The sequence below is a fragment of the Paraburkholderia sp. HC6.4b genome, from assembly GCF_014200875.1.
In the GTDB taxonomy this organism is placed as follows: domain Bacteria; phylum Pseudomonadota; class Gammaproteobacteria; order Burkholderiales; family Burkholderiaceae; genus Paraburkholderia; species Paraburkholderia tuberum.
Window position 1 is genome coordinate 153,791 of the sequence record NZ_JACHDC010000016.1, and the last position, 19,267, is coordinate 173,057.

Genomic DNA, 19,267 nt, shown 5'->3' on the forward strand with positions numbered 1-19,267 from the left:
TGGATTCTTTTTGCAGGTGATTCGTACGATGGCAAAACCACGCCGCACAACAAAGCAATCGAAGCAAACCGGGGGCACTTTTCTCGGCATCGTGCTGGGCCTGATCGTCGGCCTGGCGATCGCGGTAGTGGTGGCGCTGTATATCACCCGTGCACCTACGCCGTTCGTGTCGAAGGTCGCGCCGCCAGCGGCGACCGACAACGGTGCGAGCCAGCCGCAATACGATCCGAACCGTCCGCTGCAAGGCAAGACGCCGGGCCAGCCGGTGCCGCAGGCCGCGCAACCGGCTCCGCCGAACACCGCGCCGGGCCAGACCAACGCCCAGACCCAGTCGGGCATGCTCGAAGAACCGCAGATCGTCGAAGTGCCGCCGTCGGGCGGCAACGCGAATAACAACGGCACGGCGGTCGCGCCGAATCCCGCGCAGGAGAACGGCACCGGCGGCATCGTCGCGCCGGCGCCGGCGAAGAAGCCGCAGACCTCGAGCGCGCCGGCCGCCACGGCGGCAGGCTCCGCGCCTAAGAGCGCGACCACGGTCGCCAACGCCAAGCCGGGCTCGGCTGCCGCTCCGGCACCGGGCGAGGCGAACACCGGCTATTTCCTGCAGGTCGGCGCGTACAAGACCGCCGCCGATGCCGAACAGCAACGCGCGCGCCTCGCGTTCCAGGGCTTCGAATCGAAGGTCACGCAGCGCGATGCCGGCGGCGTCACGTACTACCGCGTGCGCATCGGGCCGTTCTCGAAGTTCGAGGACATGAATTCGAGCCGTCAGCGTCTGTCGGACGCGGGTGTCGATACCGCGGTGATCCGCTTCACCAAACAATAAATAAACGGTAATGCCGGCTCGCACGGTGCGTCGAACTATCCGCGCGGCGCGCGGGTCACAAGCACGATGGCCGCTTCGACCTGTATTGTGGCGGGCGGCCACACCGAATCCGACCAGCGGCGACGGGCCTTTCGCATGGCGTCGCCGCGCTACCGCCTTATCTGGGTCTACACAACATGAAAAAGCTGCTGAGCATCCTGTTTCTCTCGCTGGGCCTGATCGGGGCCAGCGCGCATGCGTCGCCGACCGCGCCGGTTGCCGGCAAGGACTACACCGTGCTGGCCTCGCCGCAACCGACCGACGTGCCGGCCGGCAAGATCGAAGTCATCGAATTCTTCTGGTACGGCTGCCCGCATTGCAATGAATTCGACCCGTTCCTCGAAGCCTGGGTCAAGAAGCAGGGCCCGGACGTCGTATTCCGCCGCGTGCCGGTCGCCTTCCGCGACGACTTCATCCCGCACTCGAAGATGTACCACGCGCTCGACGCGCTCGGCGTCGCGAACGAACTGACGCCGAAGGTGTTCAACGAAATCCATGTCAACAAGAACTATCTGCTGACGCCGGAAGACCAGAGCAAATACCTCGCGACGCTCGGCGTCGATCCGAAGAAGTACATGGAAGCGTACAACTCGTTCTCGACGCAAAGCGCGTTGCAGAAGGACAAGAAGCTGCTCGACGACTACAAGATCGACGGCGTGCCGACGCTCGCGGTGCAGGGCAAGTATGAAACCGGCCCGGCCGCGACCGGCACCCTGCCGGGCACGATCCAGGTGCTCGACTACCTCGTCTCGCAAGTCCGCGCCAAGAAGATGTAATCACGAGGCGCCGGTATGAGCTCTCCGCTGAAGGTTTTCATTACCGGCGCTTCGAGCGGCATCGGCCTTGCGCTCGCCGGCGAATACGCACGGCGCGGCGCGATTCTCGGCCTCGTCGCCCGCCGCGGCGACGCGCTCGCCGCGTTCCAGCGGTCCCATCCCCAGAACACCGTCTCGATCTATGCAGTCGACGTGCGCGACGCGGAAGCGCTCGCCGATGCGGCCGCGCGCTTCATCGCCGCGCACGGCCTGCCGGACGTCGTGATCGCCAACGCCGGCATCAGCCGCGGCGCGCTGACGGGTCACGGCGATCTGCGCACGTTCCGCGAGGTGATGGACATCAATTACTTCGGCATGGTGGCGACGTTCGAGCCATTTGCCGCCGCGATGGCCGCATCGAAGCGCGGCACGCTGGTCGGCATTGCGAGCGTCGCGGGCGTGCGCGGCTTGCCCGGTTCGGGCGCGTACAGCGCGTCGAAGTCGGCGGCCCTGAAGTATCTCGAGGCGTTGCGCGTCGAGATGCGGCCGTTCGGCGTCGGGGTCGTCACGATCGCGCCCGGCTATATCCGCACGCCGATGACCGAGCACAATCCGTACAACATGCCGTTCCTGATGGACCCGGACCGTTTCGCGGCGAAGGTCGCGCGGGCGGTCGAACGGCAGACGTCGTTCGGGGTGTTTCCGTGGCAGATGCGCGTGGCCGCGATGCTGCTGCATGTGCTGCCGCGCTGGCTCTACGACCGCGTGTTCGAACGCGCGCCGCGCAAGCCGCGCGCCGCCACCGAGTAAGCCATGCAGTCACGTGCGGTCGATGCAGCCGGCGTCGCGCACGAATCCGCGGGCACCGACGCGCGCATCGTGTCGCTGGTGCCGAGCCTCACCGAAACGCTTTTCGCGCTCGGCCTCGAACGGCAGATCGTCGGGCGCACCGGCTTTTGCGTGCATCCGCACGACAAGGTCCGGGCGGTGCCGAAGGTCGGCGGCACGAAGGCCGTCAAACTGGACGCGATCCGCGCGCTGCGCCCCACCCATCTGATCGTCAATGTCGACGAGAACGAACGCGACACCGTCGAGCAACTGCGCGCGTTCGTGCCGCACATCGTCGTCACCCATCCGCAGACGCCGCACGACAACCTCGCGCTGTTCGCGCTGCTCGGCGCGATCTTCGGGCGTAAAGAAGAAGCGCGGCGCTTGAGCAACTCGCTCGAAGCGCGTCTGCGCGAAGCCGGCGCTCACGCCTTCGCCGCGCAGAACGTGCTGTACCTGATCTGGCGCGAACCGTGGATGAGCGTCGCACGGGACACCTACATCGCCGCGATGCTGCGCCTCGTGAACTGGCATACGCTGCCCGACGTGCGCGGCGGCAGCGCGGGCGCCGCGCGTTACCCCACGCTCGACTTCGATGACGCGCCGTGGCTCGCGCAGGTCGAGCGCGTGCTGCTGTCGAGCGAGCCGTACCGCTTCACGGCCGCGCATCGCGATGCGCTCGCGCGCGATCCGCGTCTCACCGGCAAGCGCATCGATCTGATCGATGGGGAAATGACGTCGTGGTACGGCGTGCGCGCAATAAGTGGCATCGGCTACCTGCTGCGTCAGGCCGCCGCAGCCTGAGGCGGCGGCATGGTCGCGCCGCCCCCATATGGATATGTCGATTAAATTGTTGTCGCCAAAATGGCGCTTCGATAAGCTTTCGCGAAGGCGCGCCGCCGGCCAGGCCTCGAAGGCCGGCCCCCAGGCCTCGGGCCGGGATCGCCCGACCTGTACGACGGCGCCGGGAACGTATCACAATCGTGGCGACGCGCGCGCCGGGACCGCTGACCTGCCCGCTCACGCATCGCCGCCATAAACACAACCAGACGCACTGCCTGACTGCGCTCGTTACCGGAGATCCTATGCGCTTCAAACTGCTCGCAGCCGCCATCCTGCTCACTGCGCCCGCGCTCGTGCTCGCCAAACCGTTGACCGTCTGTACCGAATCGAGCCCCGACGGCTTCGACGTCGTGCAGTTCAATTCGCTCGTCACGACGAATGCATCGGCCGACGTGATCTTCAACTCGCTGGTGTCGTTCGACGAAGCCGCGAAGAAGGTCGTGCCCGCGCTCGCCGACAAGTGGGAAGTGAGCCCCGACGGCCTGACGTACACGTTCCACCTGCGCCCCAACGTGCAGTTCCAAACCACCGACTACTTCAAGCCCACCCGCGCGCTCAATGCCGACGACGTGATCTTCACGTTCGACCGTATGCTCAACGACAGCAATCCGTGGCACAAGGTGGCGGGCGCGAGCGGCTTCCCGCATGCGCAATCGATGGGGCTGCCGAAGCTGATCAAGTCGATTACCAAGGTCGACGACAACACGGTCAAGTTCGAGCTGAACGAGCCGAACGCGACGTTCCTGTCGATCCTGACGATGGGCTTCGCGTCGATCTATTCGGCCGAGTACGCGGACCAGTTGCTGAAGGCCGGCAAGCAGGTCGATCTGAATGCAAAGCCGATCGGCACCGGCCCGTTCGTGCTGAAAAGCTATACGAAAGACGCGGTGATCCGTTATGACGCGAACCCGACCTACTGGGGACCGAAGCCGAAGATCGAGCGCCTGATCTACGCGATCACGCCGGACGCGACCGTGCGCGCGCAGAAGGTGAAGGCTGGCGAATGCCAGATCGCGCTGTCGCCGAAGCCGCAGGATCTCGCCGACGCGAAGAACGACAAGTCGCTCGCGATCGTGCAGACGCCCGCGTTCATGACGGCCTTCGTCGCGCTGAACACGCAGCAGAAGGAACTTGAAAACCAGAAGGTGCGCGCCGCGCTGAACATGGCGTTCGACCGCACGACATATCTGAAGACCGTGTTCGACAACACCGCGACGCCGGCCGTCAACCCGTTTCCGCCGAATACGTGGAGCTACAACCACTCGATCAGGGGCTGGCCGTACGACCCGGCGAAGGCGAAGAAGCTGCTCGCCGACGCGGGCTATCCGAACGGTTTTGAAACGACGATCTGGGTGCGTCCGAATGGCAGCGTGCTCAATCCCAATCCGAAGGCCGGTGCCGAACTGCTGCAGGCCGACTTCGCGAAGATCGGCGTGAAGGCGGACGTAAAGGTGATCGAATGGGGCGAGCTGATCAAGGAGGCGAAGCAGGGTCAGCATGACACGCTGTTCATGGGCTGGGCCGGCGACAACGGCGATCCGGACAATTATCTGTCGCCGCTCTTCAGTTGCAACGCGGTGAAGTCGGGCATCAACTTCGCGCGCTTCTGCGATCAGGACCTCGACAAGCTGATCGCCGAGGGCAGAGCGACGTCCGATATCGCCAAGCGCACGAAAGCGTATGAAGCCGCGCAGCAGATCATCCACGACGAAGCGCTGTGGATTCCGCTCGGCTATCCGACCGCTGCCGCGATCACGCGCACGAACGTGAGCGGGTATCACGTGAGTCCGTTTGGACGGCAGAATTTCGGGGCGGTGGTGGTGCAGTGATTTTGCGCTGCGGTTAGCGCAGGCGGCCCTGCAAGAAAGCCCGGTTTTTGAACCGGGCTTTTTTTATTCAACGCGCGAATTGGCTGGTTGCATCTGACACTGCGTAACCTTTTTTCGACGTGATCTCGGGCCTTCGCTCGCCAGACCGATTCCTAATGCAATTTTCCTCAGGCAAGAAGCTGATAATTGCTTGCAAAGTAGCCGCCCACACTTTGACAGAAGGAATGGTTATGGCAATGCAAGCTCCAACGAGGACAGGTTTTGAACGGTGGCAGGATGGCGTTAGCAAGGCTGTAAGCGATGCCAAATGGAATTCCTGGGACTGCGAGATCCAGATGGCAGTCCTTGAGTACAACCGCCATCTTCACGGCACTTCCGGGTACGTGCCCTTGGACTGGCAGCTTATCAAGGCGATGTTGTGGGTCGAAACAGGTGCCCACGATCCTCAGTGGAACTCCAAGCCGATGCGAATTGGGGTTGCAGGCGATCCTGGATTAGCATCGCTGCTTTCAGGTAATGAAGGCGGCGATTTGATTGTGCCGCCAGCCTGGATAGGACGGCTGACAATGGCCTCAGTCAGAACGATACCGGCGTATAACATCCGCGCTGGTATTGGTTATTTGCTGATGCGCATGGCACATTTTAAGTACCGAAGCGTACTTCGTGCTGACCCTAAGGTTTACGAAATCGCCGTCAGGCTAGGAGACAGCCTCGACAAGATGGCGAAGGCTCAGGGCACGACGAACGACACGTTAAAAGAGCTGAATCCCACCGCCACCGTTCTGCGACCCGGACAAGTGTTGAAGTACCGGAAGGCTTCAGCTCAAAAGGCTATTACGAGCTGGCGCCCCTTCTCCGCGGCATTGATAGCGGAGCGTTATAACGGAGGCGGTGACCTCAACTACGCCAGAAAGCTTGATTACACTTTGTCAATGGTGCGTAAAGGAAAGGTGGCCCTATGCGCGCGATAAAGCTGATCTGTTTAGGCATGGCCGTCTGCCTGCCAACGTTGGTCCTTGCGGCCTCAACTGCTCTCGTTGCAAGCGAGCGGGCTTTACGCGAAGAATGCAGTGCATTCTCGCAAGCGGGAATGCGGGACTGTCTGGCAGAAAAAGCAGAGGCCAGTCAGAAGGCCCTCAGACGAGCCGAGGAGAAGATGGCTGGCACCCTCTCCAAATGGGATGAAGACAACAAGTACGTGAACCAGGCCAAGGCAAGACTCGTCGCATCAAACAGCAAATTCGCTAAGTACCGCGAGACTCAATGCCAGTTCGCAGCTTCGCTAAGCGGTGGCGGAGCCGGCAGTGCACGCGAAGTGCGCAGTTTGGCTTGCGTTGCGGAACTCAACAACCGGCGTGCCCAGCAACTTCGCGACGCTGCATCTGACTTGCCGTTGAAATAGTTCGAATGAACACACCCAGCACCGTTGCGCCGCTGAGTGCGCTCATATAGCGCATCGAATCGAAAAGATCACGCCGCCGCAAACCGAATCACCCCATCCGCATCCTGCGTCCGCTTCAAATCCCCCGCCCGCCACAGCAGATGCAAATGCGCGAGCGCCTCACCCATCGCGAATGTCATCTGATGGATATCGAGCTGGCGCTTGAACATCAACGGCACGATATCGGCGGCGCTGCGCGGCTTTTCCGCACATGCTTCGCGCACTTCGGCGAGCCGCGCGTCGTGATGCTCGCGCAGTTGCTGAATGCGCGTGCGCACGCCGCGAAACGGCTTGCCATGCGACGGCAGCACGAGCGTGTCTTCAGGCATCGTCTCGTAGCGGCCGAGCGACTCCAGATACAGTTCGAGCGGCGAACCCTCAGGCTCGATATCGAACACCGACACGTTGGTCGAAATGCGCGGCAGCACCATATCGCCGGAAATCAGCGTGCCGGTTTGTGCGCAGTACAGCGCGCAGTGTTCCGGCGAGTGGCCGAAGCCCGTCACCACGCGCCACGCCCTACCGCCAATCCTCACGTCCTCGGCTTCGCGCAAACGGCGGTATTGCCCCGGAATCGCCGGCACGAGGCTCGCGTAGTAGCTATTGCGATTGCGCAGTTTTTCGAGCGATTCGGCGTCGGTCAGACCGTGCCGCGCGAAGTGCCGCGCCGCGGCCTCGCCACCCGCGTTCGAGCCGTCGCCGGTCGCCATCACGCGCGCCTGCATGTATTCGCCAAGCGTCATCCACAGTCGCGCGTCCCAACGCTTTTTATCGCCACCGCCGCACACCCAATGCGCGAGGCCGATGTGATCCGGATGGCAATGCGTGACGATCACGCGCAGCACCGGCAGGCCGTCGAGCACCGATTCGAACACGCTCTCCCAATTCGCCTTGATCGTGTCCGACGTGATGCCGCAATCGACCACGGTCCAGCCTTGCTGGCCATCGATCTCATCGCGCAGCAGCCACAGGTTGATATGGTCGAGCGCGAATGGCAGCGGCATGCGCAGCCAAAGCACGCCGGGCGCGACTTCCATCGTGCGGCCCGCGTCGGGCATCGTGTCGTTGAAGGGGTATTCGAGCTGGTGTTCGAGTGCATTCATGGGGACTGTCTTCCTCCGACGACCCTCCGGCATGGCGAGGTGTGCGATGCCGGTCGGCCGGGTTGTGGTTGCTTTCCGCTCAGGTTGACGATAACGTAAACGTCGATTCTATCGTCCAATCCGGTTTTGTGCCGACCAAGCGGCCACGAGATGTCCCGATGAATACGCAATACACGATTACCGAGCTGGCGCGCGAATTCGACGTCACGCCACGCGCGATCCGTTTCTACGAAGACCAGGGTTTACTCTCACCGAGCCGCGAGGGTTCGAGCGGCTTGCGGCGCGTCTATTCGGGCCGCGACCGCACCCGTCTGAAGCTCACCTTGCGCGGCAAACGGCTTGGCTTCACGCTGTCGGAGATCCGTGACCTGCTCGACGTCTACGAATCGCCGACCGATACCGTACCGCAGTTGCACGCGTTCCTCGCGACGGTCGCGCGTCATCGCGAAGTGCTCGAACGTCAGCGAGAAGATCTCGACGCGACGCTCGAAGATCTCGCGCAGTATGAAGCGCAGGCGCGCGCGCTGCTCGATGGCGCGAGGCACGACGCGAAGCCTGCCTGAAGCGGCCTGACTCTGACCGGCGTTTGCGGAGCGCGCGTGATGAATCACTTCCCCAAGCTGTTATCGTCGCAAATCGGTTTCGACGTCGCGCAGACGATGCTCGATGGGTTCGACCGTCACTACCGGATCTTTCGCGACGCGGCGATCCACGCGAAGACGCTGTTCGAAGCCGGCGACTGGCACGGCCTGCAAAAGCTCGCGCGCGACCGCATCACGTCGTACGACGATCGCGTGCAGGAATGCGTGCAGTTGCTCGAAGACGAGTACGACGCGGAGAACATCGACAGCGAAGTGTGGCAGCAGATCAAGCTGCACTACATCGGCCTCCTGACCACGCACCGTCAGCCGGAATGCGCGGAAACCTTCTTTAATTCGGTTTCCTGCAAGATTCTGCATCGCTCGTACTTCAACAACGATTTCATTTTCGTGCGCCCGGCGATCTCGACCGAATACATCGAGAACGACGAACCGGCCGCGAAGCCGACGTATCGCGCGTATTACCCCGGTACTGATGGACTTGCCGCAACGCTCGAACGGGTCGTCACGAACTTCCAGCTCGATCCGCCGTTCGAGGATCTGACGCGCGACGTCGCCTGCGTGATGCAGTCGATTCGCGAAGCGTTCGGCGTGTTCGACGAGGCGCCGAACTTCCAGATTCACGTGTTGTCGTCGCTGTTTTATCGCAACAAGGGCGCGTATATCGTCGGGCGCATCATCAACGGCGAGGCGCTGCTGCCGTTCGCGGTGCCGCTGCGTCACGTGAAACCGGGCGTGCTCGCGCTCGACACCGTGCTGCTCAAGCGCGAGCAGTTGCTGATCATCTTCAGCTTCTCGCACTCGTATTTTCTGGTCGATATGGAAGTGCCGTCCGCGTATGTCGAGTTTCTGCGCACGATCATGCCGGGCAAGCCGAAGGCGGAAATCTATACATCGGTGGGTCTGCAGAAGCAGGGCAAGAATCTGTTCTATCGCGATCTGCTGCATCACCTGAAGCATTCGAGCGACCGCTTCATCGTCGCGCCCGGCATCAAGGGGCTCGTGATGCTGGTGTTCACGTTGCCGTCGTTCCCCTACGTGTTCAAGCTGATCAAGGACAACTTTCCGCCGCCGAAGGAAACCACGCGCGCGCAGATCCAGCAGAAGTATCTGCTCGTCAAACGTCATGACCGGCTCGGCCGGATGGCCGACACGCTCGAATATTCGAGCGTCGCGCTGCCGCTCGCGCGGCTCGACGAAACGCTGTTGCGCGAACTCGAAAAGGAAGTGCCGTCGCTGATCGAGTACGACGGCGACAACCTCGTGATTCGCCATCTGTACCTCGAGCGACGCATGGAGCCGCTCAATCTGTTCCTGCAGAACGGTAACGACGACGACGTCGAGCGCGGCATCAAGGAATACGGCGACGCGGTGAAGGAGCTGATCCAGGCGAACATCTTCCCGGGCGACTTGCTGTACAAGAACTTCGGCGTCACGCGACACGGCCGCGTCGTGTTCTACGACTACGACGAGATCGAATACCTGACCGACTGCAACGTGCGTGCGGTGCCGGCGCCGCGCAACGAGGAAGACGAAATGTCGGACGAGCCGTGGTACGCGGTAGGCCCGCACGATATTTTCCCGGAGACGTACGGCACGTTCCTGCTCGGCGATCCACGCGTGCGGCGCTCGTTCATGCGGCATCACGCGGATCTCTTCGAGCCCGAGCTGTGGCAGCGATACAAGGATTTTCTGTTGAAGGGCGATCTGCCCGATTTTTTCCCGTACGACCCGAGCGTGCGCTTCTGCGTGCGCTATCCGGAGCGGTTCGCCGAAGCAACCGATGCGCAGGCGAACGAGCCAAATGTGCGCGTGGCTTGATGAATCCCACAAGGGTTCGCAGCGGGCAACGCGCGGCGGTAGCCATCCAAGCTATGACCAAGGAGTTCGAACATGAGTGACGCAAACCACAGTGGTATCAACGCCGATCCAATCGTAATCGTCAGCGCGGCGCGCACGCCGATGGCCGGCTTTCAGGGCGACTTCGCGTCGCTGAGCGCGCCGCAACTCGGCGCGGTCGCGATCAAGGCGGCCGTAGAACGAGCGGGTCTGAAGCCCGAGCAGATCGACGAGGCGGTGATCGGCTGCGTGCTGCCCGCCGGCCTCGGCCAGGCGCCCGCGCGCCAGGCCGCGCTCGGCGCGGGTCTGCCGCTGGCCACCGGCTGCACGACGGTCAACAAGATGTGCGGCTCCGGCATGCGCGCGGCGATGTTCGCGCACGACATGCTGGCCGCCGGCTCGCTCGACGTGATCGTCGCGGGCGGCATGGAGAGCATGACGAACGCGCCGTATCTGCTGCCGAAGGCGCGCGGCGGCATGCGCATGGGCCACGGCCAGGTGCTCGACCACATGTTCTACGACGGCCTCGAAGACGCCTACGACAAAGGCCGTCTGATGGGCGCGTTCGCCGAGGAATGCGCGGCGTCGTTCGACTTCACGCGCGAGGCGCAGGACGCGTTCGCGGTCGAGTCGCTGAACCGCGCGAAGCGCGCGAACGAGGACGGCTCGTTCGACTGGGAAATCGCGCCAGTCACCGTAGCGGGCCGAAAGGGTGACGTCACGATCGCGCGCGACGAGCAGCCGTTCAAGGCCAACCTCGACAAGATCCCCACGCTGAAGCCCGCGTTCAGCAAGACCGGCACCGTGACGGCGGCGAACTCGTCGTCGATCTCGGACGGCGCGGCCGCGCTCGTGATGATGCGCGAGTCGACCGCGAAACGGCTCGGCGTGGCGCCGCTCGCACGCGTCGTCGGTCATTCGACGTTCGCGCAGGCGCCCGCGAAGTTCACCACCGCGCCGGTCGGCGCGATCCGCAAGCTGCTCGGAAAGAACGGTTGGCGCGCCGGCGACGTCGATCTGTACGAGATCAACGAAGCGTTCGCGGTCGTCACGATGGCCGCGATGAAAGAGCACGATTTACCGCACAACAAGGTCAACGTGAACGGCGGCGCGTGCGCGTTAGGCCATCCGATCGGCGCCTCGGGCGCGCGCATTCTCGTCACGCTGATCGGCGCGCTGAAGAATCGCGGTCTGAAGCGCGGTGTCGCGACGCTGTGTATCGGCGGCGGCGAGGCGACTGCGATGGGTGTCGAACTGATCTGATGCATCCACAAAATCTTCGAGGAATACGATGAAGACAGTGTTAATCGTCGGTGCATCGCGTGGCATCGGCCAGGAATTCGTCCGGCAGTACAGAAAGAGCGGCTGGCGCGTGCTCGCGACCGCGCGCGACGGCGCCGCGCTCGATGCGCTCAGCGAACTCGGCGCCGAAACCTTCGCGCTCGACGTCACCGCGCCCGAAGACATCGCGGCGCTCGGCTGGAAGCTCGACGGCGAACGGCTCGATGCCGCGATCCTGGTGTCGGGCGTGTACGGTCCGCGCACCGAAGGCATCGAAACGATCACCGCCGAGGACTTCGATCACGTAATGCACACGAACGTGCGCGGCCCGATGCAGCTGCTGCCAATCCTGCTGCCGCTCGTCGAGGAAACGGACGGCGTGCTCGCGGTGATTTCGAGTCGCATGGGCAGCATCGCCGATGCAAGCGGCACGACCGGCTGGCTGTATCGCGCGAGCAAGGCGGCGCTGAACGCCGTGCTGAAGCTCGCGTCGCTCGACGCGCAGCGCGCGACCTGCGTGTCGCTGCATCCCGGCTGGGTGCGCACCGACATGGGCGGCGCGCAGGCCGCGCTCGATCCCGAGCGCAGCGTCGCCGGCATGCGCGAGGTGCTGGCGCAGGCCGCGGCATCGCGCGACGCGTTCCACGGCCGCTTCTTTCAGCACGACGGCACGCAGCTCGACTGGTAGACAACTACGTTGCATGGGACCGGAGACACGCTCATGGTGCTTGATCAGGATCACCTGATGGTGCGCGACGCGCTGCGCACCTTCGTGCGCGAAGAGATCACGCCGTACGCGGCGCAATGGGACCGCGAGCGCACCTTTCCGCGCGACGTGCACCGGCAGCTCGCCGAGCTCGGTGCTTATGGCGTGCTGGTGCCCGAAGCGTATGGCGGCGCGGGCATGGACGCGCTCGCGCTCGCGTTGATCCTCGAAGAAATCGCGGCCGGCGACGGCGGCACGTCGACCGCGATCTCGGTGAACAACTGCCCCGTGTGCAGCATCCTGCTCACTTATGGCAACGACGCGCAGAAGCGCGACTGGCTCACGCCGCTCGCGCGCGGCGAGATGCTCGGCGCGTTCTGCCTGACCGAGCCGCAAGCGGGCTCGGATGCGTCGGCGCTGCGCACCACCGCGACACGCGACGGCGACGCGTACGTGCTGAATGGCGTCAAACAGTTCATCACGAGCGGCAAGAACGGCGACGTCGCGATCGTGATGGCCGTCACCGACAAGGCCGCTGGCAAGCGCGGCATCAGTGCGTTCATCGTGCCCACCGGCACGCCGGGCTACGTGGTCGCGCGGGTCGAAGACAAGCTCGGCCAGCATTCGTCGGATACCGCACAAATCGTATTCGAGGCGTGCCGCGTGCCGGCCGCGAACCTGATCGGCTCGGAAGGCGAAGGCTACCGGATCGCGTTGTCGGGTCTCGAAGGCGGGCGCATCGGTATCGCCGCGCAAAGCGTCGGCATGGCACGCGCCGCGTTCGAGGCGGCGCTGACTTACGCAAAAGAACGCGAGAGCTTCGGCGCGCCGCTGTTCTCGCACCAGGCGGTGCAGTTTCGCCTTGCCGACATGGCGACCCAACTCGAAGCCGCGCGTCAATTGATCTGGCACGCGGCATCGCTGAAGGACGCGGGCCAGCCGTGTCTGACCGAAGCCGCGATGGCAAAACTGTTCGCCTCCGAAGCGGCCGAGCGCATCTGCTCGGCCGCCTTGCAGACTCACGGCGGCTACGGTTATCTGAGCGACTTCCCGGTCGAGCGGATTTACCGCGACGTGCGCGTGTGCCAGATCTACGAAGGCACGAGCGACATCCAGAAGATCCTGATCGCTCGCGCGCTCAACTGAAATTTCAATGAACAAGCCATTGTTGTCACTGCAAAGACCTGTCGACTGTCCGTGCGGCGGCGCCGCGCCCGACGCACGCGGGGGCACCGCGACCAAAGCCCCGCGTTTCGCGCAATGCTGCGGCCGCTATATCGACGGCGGCGAAGCCGCGCCGCGCGCGCTCGAACTGATGCGCTCGCGCTATAGCGCGTACGTGCTCGGTGCAACCGACTACCTGCGCGCGACGTGGGACCCCAGCACCTGCCCCGCCGATCTCGACGTCGATCCCACCGCGACCGACGCGCCCCGTTGGCTCGGACTGCAGATCAAAGGCTTCGCCGAAAGCGATGCCGATCACGCGACCGTCGAATTCATCGCCCGCTACAAAGTGGGGGGACGTGTTTATCGGTTGCATGAATCGAGTCGATTCGTGCGCGGCGATGATGGCCGCTGGCGTTATGTCGATGGCGACGTCAATGAGTAAATGAAGAGCACGCGCCGATTAAGCAATCGCTGCATTACGCGCCGAAGCTTTCTCGTGTCTTTCACTTGCCCTCCACAAACTTTATAAAGGCCTTTGCATAGGCCTTTTTTCGTTCCTTTCACGCGGGCTTCTTCGTTGGCCTCGCGCCACAGCACTGACACGACCTTTGCTCGCCGCTTCCCGCCACATGTCCCCGGCCCTTGCCCGGCAAGGCTTTGAAGCCTCGTTCGCACATGCAGCAATTTTTTCGTCACGGGTTCTCCTTGATTGCACAAAACAAAATTGTCGTGCCAGGATGAGTCCGTAGTTTCATGACGTCACATTGCGAGAGCGGGTCATACCGGCTCCGCAACATGCAAAGGAAGGCTGACCGGCCGCTGATCGAACGCGAGCCGCGCGGACTCCGACAGCATCAAGTGACGTTCATCCTCGACGCGTGGGGTCGCGTCGGCCGTTGGGTTCATCCCGTGCGATCTCGATTTGCGTGCGTGCGCTTCCCGCAACGTTCGCGAGTGAGTCTGTTTGTGTCGAAATCGCGAACGAAAGCTGAATGTCAGCCGCGTTTTGCGCAACCGGACAGCACGGAGTTCAGGACATGTCTTTAAAGCAGGTGCGTCAATGGTGTTGAGCAAGGTTCTGACGAAGTGTGCGGCGATCTGCGCCGCGGCCACGTGTGCTGTCACGATCGCGCATGCCGATCCGCTCGCCTACTCGTCCCTTTCCGCACACGACGCGACGCCGTCGAGCGACATCCAGGGACCGCTGTCGCGCGCCCGCGTGCCGCGCCTCGCGCTGGACGACGACGTCTACCTGCCCACCGCTCACCTGAACGAAAAGATCATCCGCGTGCCGGTCGACGCCGCCGGCACGGTCACGCTTGAAACCACGATCTACAAGCCGGACGGCCCCGGCCCGTTCCCGATGATCGTCTTCAACCACGGCAAGATTCCGGGCGACCCGCGCACGCAGGAACGCAGCGATCCGCTGCCGTTCGCGCGCGAATTCGTGCGCCGCGGTTACGTGGTCGTCGCGCCGAACCGTCAGGGCTTCGGTCACTCGGACGGCGTGTACGAGCAGGACGGCTGCGACGTCGAGCGCAACGGCCTTGGCCAGGCCGGCGACGTCGCAGCGACGATCGATTACATGTCGAAGCAACCTTATGTCGACGCGACGCACATCGCGGTGGCCGGCACCTCGCATGGCGGTCTTGCGACGATCGCATACGGCACCGAAGCGGCGCCCGGCGTGCGCGCGCTGATCAATTTCTCGGGCGGCCTGCGCCAGGACGCCTGCGAAGACTGGCAAGGCAATCTGACGCGCGCATTCGGCGCGTACGGCGAGAAGACTGCGGTGCCGTCGCTGTGGCTCTATGGCGATAACGATTCGGTGTGGAGCGCGCCGCTCGTCGCGGGCATGTACGCCGCGTACGGCGCACACGGCGCCAGCGCGAAGATGGTCGACTTCGGCCACTACAAGAACGACGCGCATCGGCTGGTCGGCGACCGCGACGGCGTGCACGTATGGTGGCCGGCCGTCGAAGCGTTCCTCGCGCGCGCCGGTATGCCGACTGCCGTGCAGTATCACGTCGCCGATCCGGCCGCGCCGAAGGCAACCGGATTCGCCGCGCTCGACGCGGTCGACTCGGTGCCGTACCTCGACAACGAGGGCCGCAATGGCTATCGCAACTTCCTGCATCAGTATCCGAGCCGCGCGTTCGCGGTGTCGGATTCGGGCGCGTGGTCGTGGGCCGAGGGCGGCGACGATCCGATGTCGGTGGCGGTGACGAATTGCCAGAAGCAGAGCTCCGATCCGTGCCGGTTGTATGCGGTCGATAACGCGGTCGTGTGGGGCAATCAGAACTCGCAGACGGCGGATGCAAGCGATGCCGATGCCAATGGGCGCAAAGCGATAGCGAGCCGGGAGTGAAGTACGAATAGAGCCGTGAATCGAGGCGTGAATCGCGCCTGATTCTGATGTGCCGCAAGCCCGCCGTATCGGCGGGCTTTTTCTTGTGCGCTCAGTTCCCCCGCAAAAAACACCTCGTCGCCCCAAATTCTGGCCAGTAACAGCCCACTACTTTCACGTCGCTATCTCCGTCGATTGGCGAGCTTCCCTCACGAACTCGAACGAGCTGCATCGAACGATGCTAAACCTCGACGCCACCGCGAAAAACGAGCATTTCGCGGTTGATGCGCGCGACCAAATAAACCGCTAATCTCGACCCCGCGCACTCGCCGAGGCTTGCGTGCGTGGCAAAAAAGCACCCTGGAGTACCTCTTTGGAAAAGTCAGCAGTCCCCCCGGTCGCCCCTGAAGATTGGGTCGCCCGCAGCCTGCGCGCGGTGTGGCATCCGTGCACGCAGATGAAGCACCACGAACGTCTGCCGCTGATCCCCGTCGCGCGCGGTCAAGGCGCGTGGCTGTACGATCGCGCCGGTCATCGCTATCTCGACGCGATCAGTTCGTGGTGGGTCAATCTGTTCGGTCATGCGAACCCGCGCATCAACGCGGCGCTGAAAGATCAGCTCGATACGCTCGAACACGCGATGCTCGCCGGCTGCACGCACGAGCCCGCCGTCGAACTCGCGGAACGTCTGCACGCGTTGACCGGCAACACGCTCGGCCACGCGTTCTTCGCGTCGGATGGCGCGTCGGCGGTCGAGATCGCGCTGAAGATGAGCTTTCACAGCTGGCGCAACCGGGGCTACGCCGACAAGCAGGAATTCGTCTGTGTTGCCAACAGCTATCACGGCGAGACGATCGGCGCGCTCGGCGTGACCGACGTCGCGCTGTTCAAGGACGCGTACGATCCGCTGATTCGTCACGCCCACGTCGTCGCCTCGCCCGATGCGCGGCTCGCGCAAGCGGGCGAAACCGCCGCCGACGTCGCGCGCCGCGCGCTCGACCATGTGCGCGCGCTGTTCGAGGCGCGCGCGAACCACATCGCCGCACTGATCGTCGAGCCGCTCGTGCAATGCGCGGCCGGCATGGCGATGCACGACGCGTCGTACATCGCCGGATTGCGCGCGTTGTGCGACCGGTACGGCGTGCATCTGATCGCAGACGAAATCGCAGTCGGCTGCGGCCGCACCGGCACGTTCTTCGCGTGCGAACAGGCGGGCGTGTGGCCGGACTTCCTGTGTCTGTCGAAAGGCATCAGCGGCGGCTATCTGCCGCTGTCGATCGTGCTGTCGCGCGACGAGATCTTCGCGGCCTTCTATCACGACGACACCGCGCGCGGCTTCCTGCACTCGCACTCGTACACCGGCAATCCGCTCGCGTGCCGCGCCGCGCTCGCGACGCTCGATCTGTTCACGAGCGACGACGTGCTCACCACCAACGCACGCAAATCGGCGACCCTCGCGGCCGCGCTCGCGCCGCTCGTCGAGCACGCGCAGGTGCGCAATCTGCGTCAGCGCGGCACGATCTTCGCATTCGACGCAATGATCGACGATCCTCAGCAAGCCAAAACGTTCTCGCGCCGCTTCTTCGAAAACGCGCTGCAACGCGAGCTGTTGTTGCGCCCGATCGGCACCACCGTGTACCTGATGCCGCCGTACATCCTCGACGACGAAGAACTCGCGCTGCTCGCCACGCGCACGCGTGACACCTTCGACGCCACGCTCGCGGAGGCCCGCTGATGCATCTGCTCGACACACTCGCCGAAGGCCTGAAGGAAATCGACGCGCGCGGCCTGCGCCGACGCCGGCGCACCGCCGACACACCATGCGCCGCGCACATGACGGTCGACGGCCGTGAAATCATCGGCTTCGCGAGCAACGACTATCTGGGCCTTGCCGCGCATCCGCAATTGATCGACGCGATCGCCGAAGGCGCGCGCCTGTATGGCGCGGGCAGCGGCGGCTCGCATCTGCTCGGCGGTCATTCGCGTGCGCATGCGCAACTCGAAGACGATCTCGCCGAATTTGCCGGGGGCTTTCTCGACGACGCCCGCGCGTTGTATTTCAGCACCGGCTATATGGCGAATCTCGCGACGCTGACCGCGCTCGCGGGCCGCGGCACGACGCTGTTCTCCGATGCGCTCAATCACGCTTCGCTGATCGACGGCGCGCGGCTGTCGCGCGCGGATGTGCAGATCTATCCGCACTGCGACGTGGATGCATTGAGCGCGATGCTCGAAGCGTCGGAGGCGGACGTCAAGGTGATCGTGTCCGACACGGTGTTCAGCATGGACGGCGACATCGCGCCGCTGCCGCGTTTGCTCGAACTCGCCGAGCGGCACGGCGCATGGCTGATCGTCGACGATGCGCACGGCTTCGGCGTACTGGGTCCGCAAGGCCGTGGCGCGATCGCGCAGACCGCGCTGCGCTCGCCGCATCTGATCTCGATCGGCACGCTCGGCAAGGCGGCGGGTGTCTCCGGCGCGTTCGTCGTCGCGCATGCGACCGTGATCGAATGGCTCGTGCAGCGCGCGCGTCCGTATATCTTCACGACCGCGTCGGTGCCGGCGGCCGCGCATGCGGTGTCGGCGAGTCTGCGCATCATCGGCGGCGTGGAAGGCGATGCGCGCCGCGCGCATCTGCAGCAACTGATCGAACGCACGCGCGCGATGCTGAAGGCGACGCCGTGGCTGCCCGTCGATTCACATACGGCCGTGCAACCGCTGATCATCGGCGCGAACGATGCGACGCTCGACATCGCCGCGTCGCTCGATCGCGCGGGGCTGTGGGTGCCCGCGATCCGTCCGCCGACCGTGCCGACCGGCACGTCGCGCCTGCGCATCTCGCTGTCGGCCGCGCACTCCCATGCGGATCTCGACCGGCTCGAGGCCGGCCTGCAACAAGTCGGAGCGCGCGCGGCATGAGCAACATGATTAACGATGACGGCGCGCTGTCGCTGTTCGTCACCGGCACCGATACGGAAATCGGCAAGACCTTTGTGTCGTCGGCGCTATTGCGCGGCTTCGTGCGCGAAGGCCTGCAGGCAGCAGCGATGAAGCCGATCGCGGCGGGCGCGTTCGAAGTGAACGGCGTGCTGCACAACGAGGACGCGGATCAGCTCGATGCCGCGTCGAGCGTGCTGCTGCCGCCCGCCATGCGCACGCCGTATCTGCTGAGGGAACCGGCCGCGCCGCACATCGCGGCGGCGCTGGAAAACGTCTCGTTCGATCTCGAGCACATCGTCGCGTGCCACAGCCAAGCGTTGAAGCTCGCCGAGGTGGTCGTTGTCGAAGGTGTCGGCGGCTTTCGTGTGCCGTTGACCGCGACGCAGGACACCGCCGATCTCGCCGTCGCGCTGAAGCTGCCGGTGGTGCTGGTGGTCGGCATGCGGCTCGGCTGCATCAGCCACGCGCTGCTGACTGCCGAAGCGATCGCCGCGCGCGGTCTAACGCTCGCGGGCTGGGTCGCGAATCGCATCGACCCGGACATGACCTTTCCCGACGAAAACATCGCGTCGATTCGCGTGCATTTCGCGCAAGCGTACGACGCGCCGTTGCTCGGCGTCGTGCCGCATATCAGCCCGCCGTCGCCGGAGCTTGCAGCGCAACAGCTCCACATTCGACGGCTTCTGCAAACGCTGCGCCAATTGCGCGCGGCATAGCGCTGCCC

At 64.1% G+C, this 19,267-nt stretch carries 18 protein-coding genes; 17 read left to right on the plus strand and 1 reads right to left on the minus strand.

Going from position 1 to position 19,267, the window contains the following annotated elements; all coding sequences use genetic code 11:
• Positions 1–28 precede the first annotated feature (28 nt).
• The 7 genes from HDG34_RS23930 to HDG34_RS23960 all read left to right on the plus strand — a co-directional run bounded on the left by HDG34_RS23930 (position 29) and on the right by HDG34_RS23960 (position 6,522).
• Positions 29–826 (plus strand): SPOR domain-containing protein, encoded by a 798-nt coding sequence (locus HDG34_RS23930; RefSeq protein WP_260321301.1) that lies wholly within the window; start codon positions 29–31, stop codon positions 824–826.
• A 176-nt stretch (positions 827–1,002) separates the two neighbouring features.
• Positions 1,003–1,641, plus strand: coding sequence for a thiol:disulfide interchange protein DsbA/DsbL (locus HDG34_RS23935; protein WP_184062632.1), 639 nt, complete (start codon positions 1,003–1,005; stop codon positions 1,639–1,641).
• A gap of 15 nt (positions 1,642–1,656) precedes the next feature.
• On the plus strand, positions 1,657–2,430 hold the full coding sequence (locus HDG34_RS23940; RefSeq protein WP_184062634.1) for an SDR family oxidoreductase: 774 nt from the start codon (positions 1,657–1,659) through the stop codon (positions 2,428–2,430).
• Between the two features lie 3 nt (positions 2,431–2,433).
• Positions 2,434–3,252 (plus strand): helical backbone metal receptor, encoded by an 819-nt coding sequence (locus tag HDG34_RS23945; RefSeq protein WP_184062636.1) that lies wholly within the window; start codon positions 2,434–2,436, stop codon positions 3,250–3,252.
• 281 nt (positions 3,253–3,533) lie between these two features.
• A complete protein-coding gene (locus HDG34_RS23950; protein ID WP_184062638.1) occupies positions 3,534–5,120 on the plus strand; it encodes an ABC transporter substrate-binding protein in 1,587 nt (528 codons plus the stop codon).
• Between the two features lie 230 nt (positions 5,121–5,350).
• Positions 5,351–6,091 (plus strand): LysM peptidoglycan-binding domain-containing protein, encoded by a 741-nt coding sequence (locus tag HDG34_RS23955; protein ID WP_184062769.1) that lies wholly within the window; start codon positions 5,351–5,353, stop codon positions 6,089–6,091.
• Complete coding sequence (locus HDG34_RS23960; protein ID WP_184062640.1) at positions 6,079–6,522, plus strand: lysozyme inhibitor LprI family protein; 444 nt, start codon at positions 6,079–6,081, stop codon at positions 6,520–6,522. Before HDG34_RS23955 ends, HDG34_RS23960 begins: the two co-directional genes overlap by 13 nt.
• Before the next feature lie 68 nt (positions 6,523–6,590).
• On the opposite strand, the gene HDG34_RS23965 is transcribed toward HDG34_RS23960, so the two are convergent.
• Positions 6,591–7,664 (minus strand): MBL fold metallo-hydrolase, encoded by a 1,074-nt coding sequence (locus HDG34_RS23965; RefSeq protein WP_184062642.1) that lies wholly within the window; start codon positions 7,662–7,664, stop codon positions 6,591–6,593.
• A 158-nt stretch (positions 7,665–7,822) separates the two neighbouring features.
• Between HDG34_RS23965 and HDG34_RS23970 the strand changes: the two genes are divergently transcribed.
• From HDG34_RS23970 to bioD, 10 genes are all read left to right on the plus strand, one after another.
• On the plus strand, positions 7,823–8,227 hold the full coding sequence (locus tag HDG34_RS23970; protein ID WP_090802783.1) for a MerR family DNA-binding transcriptional regulator: 405 nt from the start codon (positions 7,823–7,825) through the stop codon (positions 8,225–8,227).
• 39 nt (positions 8,228–8,266) lie between these two features.
• Positions 8,267–10,084 carry a bifunctional isocitrate dehydrogenase kinase/phosphatase gene (gene aceK / locus HDG34_RS23975; protein WP_184062645.1) on the plus strand — a complete coding sequence of 606 codons (1,818 nt, stop codon included), beginning with the start codon at positions 8,267–8,269 and terminating at the stop codon, positions 10,082–10,084.
• Positions 10,085–10,156: 72 nt separating this feature from the next.
• Positions 10,157–11,365 carry an acetyl-CoA C-acetyltransferase gene (locus HDG34_RS23980; RefSeq protein ID WP_184051305.1) on the plus strand — a complete coding sequence of 403 codons (1,209 nt, stop codon included), beginning with the start codon at positions 10,157–10,159 and terminating at the stop codon, positions 11,363–11,365.
• A gap of 28 nt (positions 11,366–11,393) precedes the next feature.
• Positions 11,394–12,071 carry an SDR family oxidoreductase gene (locus HDG34_RS23985; protein WP_184062647.1) on the plus strand — a complete coding sequence of 226 codons (678 nt, stop codon included), beginning with the start codon at positions 11,394–11,396 and terminating at the stop codon, positions 12,069–12,071.
• A 33-nt stretch (positions 12,072–12,104) separates the two neighbouring features.
• A complete protein-coding gene (locus tag HDG34_RS23990; RefSeq protein ID WP_184062649.1) occupies positions 12,105–13,235 on the plus strand; it encodes an acyl-CoA dehydrogenase family protein in 1,131 nt (376 codons plus the stop codon).
• 7 nt (positions 13,236–13,242) lie between these two features.
• The gene (locus HDG34_RS23995; RefSeq protein ID WP_184062651.1) at positions 13,243–13,698 is read left to right on the plus strand and encodes a YchJ family protein; all 456 of its coding nucleotides are present in this window, start codon (positions 13,243–13,245) and stop codon (positions 13,696–13,698) included.
• Positions 13,699–14,316: 618 nt separating this feature from the next.
• A complete protein-coding gene (locus tag HDG34_RS24000) occupies positions 14,317–15,624 on the plus strand; it encodes a dienelactone hydrolase family protein (RefSeq protein WP_184062653.1) in 1,308 nt (435 codons plus the stop codon).
• Positions 15,625–15,976: 352 nt separating this feature from the next.
• Positions 15,977–17,338, plus strand: coding sequence for an adenosylmethionine--8-amino-7-oxononanoate transaminase (gene bioA / locus HDG34_RS24005; protein ID WP_184062655.1), 1,362 nt, complete (start codon positions 15,977–15,979; stop codon positions 17,336–17,338).
• On the plus strand, positions 17,338–18,522 hold the full coding sequence (gene bioF, locus HDG34_RS24010; RefSeq protein WP_184062657.1) for an 8-amino-7-oxononanoate synthase: 1,185 nt from the start codon (positions 17,338–17,340) through the stop codon (positions 18,520–18,522). The genes bioA and bioF overlap by 1 nt, the downstream gene beginning before the upstream one ends.
• Positions 18,519–19,259: a dethiobiotin synthase gene (gene bioD / locus HDG34_RS24015; RefSeq protein ID WP_184062660.1), complete on the plus strand. Its 741-nt coding sequence runs from the start codon at positions 18,519–18,521 to the stop codon at positions 19,257–19,259. Before bioF ends, bioD begins: the two co-directional genes overlap by 4 nt.
• The last annotated feature ends 8 nt before the right edge of the window (positions 19,260–19,267 follow it).